Consider the following 6428-nt stretch of genomic DNA (forward strand, 5'->3'; position numbering starts at 1 on the left):
CACGTGAGACAAGCTCTTAATTGCCCCCGCACAGACGGAAGCACCCGGCCAATCGGACGTGGGGAGTTAAAACGCGGGCCGCACCGCTCACGATGCGCCACCTTCGCGCTTGACCACAGCAGGAAAAATAAGCTGGCAGTCAGGGCGAGTGCTGGGCAACTCCACGGTTCCGCAAGCAGAACCGAAAATGGCGCCCAGTCGAGAATTCCTGGCTGGGCGCCATTCAAGGCAGTTGACAAGTGACGCTAGGATGCACTGCCCAATGGCAGGTCGGGCAGGCTTCGCAGAAGGGCCCGCACTTCGTCCATCGATGCACCCACGCGACTTTCGAAGTCTCGCTCATCTCCGGTTTCGAGTGCTTCACTCATGAGTGAGACCACAAGAAAGAATTCTGGCCTGGACATCGTCGCGACGATTTCTGTGCCGAGATCCTCTACTTGCATGAAGAGTCCTTCCTATTCGGGTTTGAAGTTTCTGGTGAAGTATTCCCGTCCCTCACGGGGCGCGAAGACGGTACCCCCGTCCCGAGCGTTGGGGTTCCTGATGACAATTACCCCATTACGCCAGTAAGCGCTGCGTCCACCTCCGCCGACCCGCCGCTCACCGTTGAGTACGACGTCCTGGATCATGTCGGCGAACTGTTGACGGGTCTTGATACCTGGGAACTCGCCCTGTTCAACGACATGCTTCTGGAACGCGTGCCCCTCTGCCCCCGCCAGTTCTTCTGCCGCGAGCTTGGCCTGCAGACGTCGCGCCTCGGCGACATTACAGCTCGCATTGTGGACGAGAACGGGGGTTCTGCCTGCCAGCACGTAGTACGTGTGCAGACCTTCCACCGTGAGGTTGTACGTCCGAGCGGCCTTCTCGAACGTATGGTTTCCCTCGACCACGACGTTGGTGCCGTCCGTGCTCCGGAGAGTCGAGCCGACTCGCAGATCCTCGGCCGCTACCCATGTCCCGGAGGAGGGGGACCAGAAGGGGTGCTCGTTTGTCGCCGTGAGGTGTTCGGTGCCCTGCCGGGTGTGCACGGTCAGCGTGTTGAATCGCTTGTCGTGTTCGGTAATGATCAGGTCGGTTACAGTGCGTGCTCCGGTGATTCCGCTTACCGGGTCGGTCGCCAGAACCAGGTCGCCTTCCTTGACCGACTCGATGTTCTTTGTGGAGCCATTGGCCATGAGGACCTTGGTGCCTGCGAGGAAGCACTGGAGGCATTTCTCGGCGGCCTTGGCGGCACGAGATCCTTCGATGACGTCTTCGACCCCGTCAGCGGCCTTTTTGACGAGTTTGACCTTGCCGACGGGGAGGACTCCGGCGACGGCGAGGGTGCATTTGCCGAGTGCGGGGTCGGTGACGCAGTCGATGACGTCGTTGACGCCGAGGAGTTCCATGCCGCCGTTGAGCAGGAACTTGCCCAGACTCATGGACGGCTTGCGGATTTCGTAGTCGCCCGACAGGGCGCAGGGCGAAAGGGTCTCCCGGTAGATGTTGAGGTTGCAGCGCGGACTCTTCAGCTGCTGATCCAGCTCGCGTTGCTTCTGGCGTTCTTCCTCTGCCTGCTTGCGGGCAGCGGCTTCCTCGGATCGGCGCTTGGCGAGGACGTCTGACCACGCCTTGGCCGCGTCGGCATTCGCCGCTGTGGCGCTCTTGCCTGCTTTGAGAGCACTGTCCGAAGCCTCTTCGGCAGCATCGTTGGCGGCATATGCGGAGTTCCGTGCGTAGGTCGCGGACCATTCCGCCTGGGCGGCTGATTCGGCGGCGGCGTTCGCGTCCTGGTCGGCGCGAGCAGCTGCCGCGCGGGCGGTCTTCGCGGACTGGGCCGCCTGGTCGGCGCTGGTCTGGGCCTGGTCGGCGGATTTCTTGGCGTTGGCCGCGTAGGTGCTCGCCTGGGTGGCGGACTTCTGGGCCTCGGTGGCTGCCTGGGCGGCTTCGGTCTTCGCGTTCTTGGCGGTGGCGGCGGCCTTGGCGGCGAGCCAGCTATCTGCGCGGGCGGTGGCGGCGACGCCGTCGATGTCGGCGAGGAGCCGCTGCATCTGGGCGGTGTGGGTCTGGGCGAGCTTGTCCTTGCGGTCGGCCATGTACTGGCCGGCCAGGATGAACGTGTGGAGGTCGTCGGACGGGCCGGTCAGAGCGATCTTCGCTGCGGCCTTGATCTCGGGGCCGCCGTCGTTGACCAGCTTCGTGGCGAGGACGCGTTCGTCGATGGTACGGGCCTGGTACTGGCCTCCGTTGAGGAAGGACTGCATCGCGCGCGGGCTGCCGTCGGCGAGGGCGGCCTTGGAGGCTTCCTTCACGGACAGTCCGCCGTCGTTGTTGATCTTCGAGACGAGCACCCGGTAGTCGATGGCGCCCGCCGTGTACTGGCCGGTGGTGTAGAAGTCCCGGACCTGCTCGTCACTGCCCTTGAGCGCCTCGGCAGCGGCCGTGCGGACGCTCTCGTACGGGCTGGTCGCGGCGAGGTCGGAGACCTGCTGGCGGATCTCCTCCGTTTCCGCCTGCTTGGCGCCGGTGCGCAGGTAGTCCAGGACCACGGCGTCGCCGCCGGACAGGGCGCGTGCGGCGGCTTCCTGGCGCCAGGCGCCGTACTGCTTCAGCGCGCGCATCGCCACGGCGCGGCCCTTGGCGGCGATCGCGGTGGTGTCGGCGCCGGGCTTGTCGGCCTCGGCGGCGAGGGCGGTGGTGTCCTGGCCGATGCGGATGTCCTCCAGTGCGATCTGCGCGATCCGGGAGGTGAAGGTGTCGGTAGCGTCCTTCTGCGAACGGGCGACTTCCATGGCCGCGTTGGTGCGGGTCAGGAGGTCCTCGGCCTCGGTCTTGCGGGTGACGTCGAAGACCTTGTGCGCGGTGGCGGCGGCAGCGGTCGCCGTCGCGGCGGCCTCCTTCGCCTTGGCCGCCTGCGCGGCCGACTTGGCGGCGGCGGTCGATGCCTCTCCGGCGTGCTTGGCGGCGTCCTCCGCCGCGGCTGCCGCGTTCTCGGCGTGCACGGCCGCCGAGTTCGCCGCGTCCCGCGCGCTGTAAGCAGCCGCAGCGGACTCGTCGGCCAGCGACGCGGCAGCGCCGGCTGCCCGGTTGGCCTCACGGGCGTGACGTCGGGTCTCGGCGGCTGCAGCCTGAGCCTCGGAAGAGTGGACTCCTGCGGCGGTCGCGGCGCGGCTGGCCTCGTCGGCGGCGTCCGCCGCCGCGTTCGCGTTGCCGGCCGCGCTCTGCGACGCGCGGACCGCCGCGCCTGCGGCTGACGATGCCTTCGCGGCCTGCTCGGCGGCTGCCGCCGATGCCTTGGCCAGAGCCCCGGCAGCGCGTGCCTGCGCGGCCATGGCCTGGGCCCCGGCGGCGCTGTTCTTGTCATTGGCCGCGTCGGCCGCGGCACGGTAGGCGGCACCTGCCGCGTTGGCGGCGGCGGTCGCCGCCGCCGAGGTCTGCGCGGCGGCCAGTGCGGCGACCCGGGCCGAACGGGTGGCGGCGTTCGCCGCGCCGATCGCAGTCTGCGCCGCCTCCGCGGCACCCCTCGCCGCGTCAGCCGCCTGACGCGCATAGGACGCCGCCTTGAACGAGTCGTTCCTGGCCGCGGCGGTCTCCTTCGCCGCCTTCTGCGCCGCCGCCTTCGCCAGCTCCGAAGCCAGGACCGCCTTGCCGGAGGCTTCCTGCGCCGACTTCGTCGCCTCCTCCGCCTGCGCACCGGCCTGCTTGGCCTGCGCGGTCAACTGCGCGATGGTGGCGTGTTCCTGGTCACGGTCACGGGCGGTGAACTGCCCGACCTCCAGGAACTCCACAACGTCGTCCCGCGTCCCCTGCAGCGCGAGCTTGCCGGCCGCCTTCATCGCCGGGCCACCCGAGTTGATCAGCTTCGAGACCTCGACCCGGTTGTCCGTGGCGCGGGCCGTGTACTGGCCCTCGTCGAGGAACTTCGCCACGTCCTCGGGCGTGCCCTTCAGAGCGGCCTTGCCGGCCTCCTGGACCCCGAACCCGCCGAAGTTGATGACCCGAGAGGCCTCGACCCGCTGGTCCTGCTCCAGCGGCGCCTTCCAGCCGTCCACCAGGAACGCGGCCACATCCTTGGGCGTCTTCGTGGGCCCGAGGGCGGCCTTCGCCGCCTCCCGCACCGCAAAACCACCCACGTTGACGATCCGGCTGACGTCCACCCGGTCATCGATGGCCTGGAGGGTGTCCACGTCGTCGAGGAACGCACGGATCTCCGCCGGGCCGCCGAGCAACGCCTGCTCGGCGGCCTCCTGAACCCCGAACCCACCGGTCCGCCAGTACTCCACCACGAGCGGGCGGTAGAACAGGACCTCCGAGTCGTCGTCCGCAGCTGTCGCCGACGGAGTTCCGAGGAGTCCCGCAGCCAGGGCGAGCGGCAGCAGCCCCGTGATCGCACCACGCGAGACGGCACGCCGCCCGATGGTGCGCCGGGACAGAGAGGCCCGGCCATATGACGCCTGTGCGAGGCGCCAACGCTTTGTCATCTGACATCCACTTCGATAGTTCACAACCCCCCGCGACGCACCACGACAACCCCGGCGTCCGACCTACGGGGAAGCGGATAAAGCGGGCAATCTTCCCGATTGACGCTTGCTCTGCAAACTTCAACGCCATCCGACCGTGCGGCACTTATGCCGAGCTATGCGCGGTTTTGAGGGAGGGTGTCTTCACGCTTTCCTCACTCTGATTTTACATGTGATTAACTTTTGCCAATCGGATGACTTTGCTCCGGTCTTCTCTGTTCGTCATGCTCGCGAAGAAGGAAACATGGCAAAACTGTGTGCCCGTAAGGCACTTGGGCTCGGACTCTGTGGTGCCGTCGCGACCGGTCTGGGCGTGATCGCACTTCCCTCCGGAGCCGAGGCATCAGTGCCCGCCGCCGCCCCCGCAGCGGCAGTCACAGGCACAGGGATGCCCTCCGCGGTCGAGGACTTCAGCTACCCGGGGGCCGACCAGGTCTTCCAGGAGCGCAAGATCACCCTCAAGCGGGGCGACGGCCGCATCACGCTCGTGAACTGCGGCGAGTCCTGGAACATCAAGATCGAGTCGCGCCTGACCGAAGGCGGCTACTGCTTCCGCGCGACAGCCAAGACCGGTTTCCTGTCTCTCGAACTGCCGGAGGCGTTCGGCGTATGGACCGATGACCACCCGGTCTCGGCGACCCTGACCGCCGCCGGCAAGGAGACCGTCGTCAAGGTCCCGGTGGACGAGTACAAGCCCGTCGGCGAGACCAACACCGGCCTGCACTCCGTCCTGGTCGAACTCCGCGTCACCGGCTGACCTCCGCCGTCAGCCCACCCCCACCGCTGTACCCGGTCCTCTTCAGGAGTACTTCTTCATGACCCGTTTCCCCGTCCGCGCCGCCCTCGGCGGAGCCATAGCCACCCTCATGGCATCAGGCACCCTCGTCACCGCGCCGGCCCAGGCGCTGGACGGAACGGTGCCCGCAACCTCGTCGTACGCGTTCACCGCGAAGCTGTCCATCGGCTCCTTCACCTCCGTCGACAGCACTGCCCGCTCCTGCACCGGCACCCTGGTCAACGCCCAGTGGCTGCTGACCGCGAGCAGCTGTTTCGCCGCCGACCCGTCGGCCGGTTTCACGGTCGCGGCGGGTGCGCCGAAGTGGAAGACGACCGCGACCATCGGCCGCACCGACCTCACCACCACCGCCGGCCAGGTCCGCGACGTCGTCGAGCTGGTCCCCCGTACCGACCGCGACCTGGTCCTGGCGAAGCTCGCCACCCCCGTCCGCGGCATCCTCCCCCTGCGCGCCACCACGACCGCCCCCGCCGCCGGGGACACGTTCACCGGCGCCGGGTACGGCAGGACGAAGGACGCCTGGATCCCCGACACCCTGCGCACCGGGTCCCTGACGGCCGGCCAGACCACCGCCACCGGCGTGGACATCGACGGCACCCCGATGTGCAAGGGCGACACCGGCGCCCCCGTCGTCCGCGAACAGGACGGACAGCGGGAACTCGCCGCCGTGGTCACCGCGTCCTGGCAGGGCGGCTGCCTCGGCACGCCCGCCACCGAGACCCGTACCGGCGCCACCGCCACCCGCGTCGACGACCTCGGCGCCTGGATCAGGCAGTCCACCGCCTCGACACTCACCCCGTGGCGCCTCCAGATGGTGACGACTGCGAACAAGGACCTCTTCCACACCGTCCGCGACAGCAACGGGGACTGGTCCGCGTTCGGCGACGTCGAACGTGCCGCCGGCGGCATCGGGGACATCGCGGTCGCCGCCGACGCCGCGGTCTCCGGCACCAACCACGTCCTCGCGCTCGGCGCGGACGGCATCCGGGCGACGATGAGCACCACGACCAGCGTCCTGGGCATCGCCCTCGCGCTGGCCGTCCCGCTGCGCGCCGGGCTGATCAACCTCCGCGGCGACGCACAGTTGGTGCTGGGCGGCATCACGGCGGCGGCCACTGCCCTGTACTCCCCGC

The 6428-nt window shown here is 68.5% G+C and carries 3 protein-coding genes; 2 read left to right on the top strand and 1 reads right to left on the bottom strand.

The annotated features are described in order from the left end of the window. Positions 1-455: 455 nt before the first annotated feature. Positions 456-4460: a polymorphic toxin-type HINT domain-containing protein gene (locus tag AOK24_RS36470; RefSeq protein WP_055724246.1), complete on the bottom strand. Its 4005-nt coding sequence runs from the start codon at positions 4458-4460 to the stop codon at positions 456-458. 427 nt (positions 4461-4887) lie between these two features. Between AOK24_RS36470 and AOK24_RS36475 the strand changes: the two genes are divergently transcribed. Both AOK24_RS36475 and AOK24_RS52895 read left to right on the top strand, forming a co-directional pair. Continuing rightward, the gene (locus tag AOK24_RS36475) at positions 4888-5256 is read left to right on the top strand and encodes a hypothetical protein (RefSeq protein WP_055724247.1); all 369 of its coding nucleotides are present in this window, start codon (positions 4888-4890) and stop codon (positions 5254-5256) included. Between the two features lie 58 nt (positions 5257-5314). After that, positions 5315-6428 (top strand): S1 family peptidase (locus AOK24_RS52895; RefSeq protein WP_159052114.1); only part of this gene is annotated, 1114 nt, incomplete at its 3' end.

It is taken from the genome of Streptomyces niveiscabiei, assembly GCF_001419795.1.
GTDB lineage: Bacteria > Actinomycetota > Actinomycetes > Streptomycetales > Streptomycetaceae > Streptomyces > Streptomyces niveiscabiei.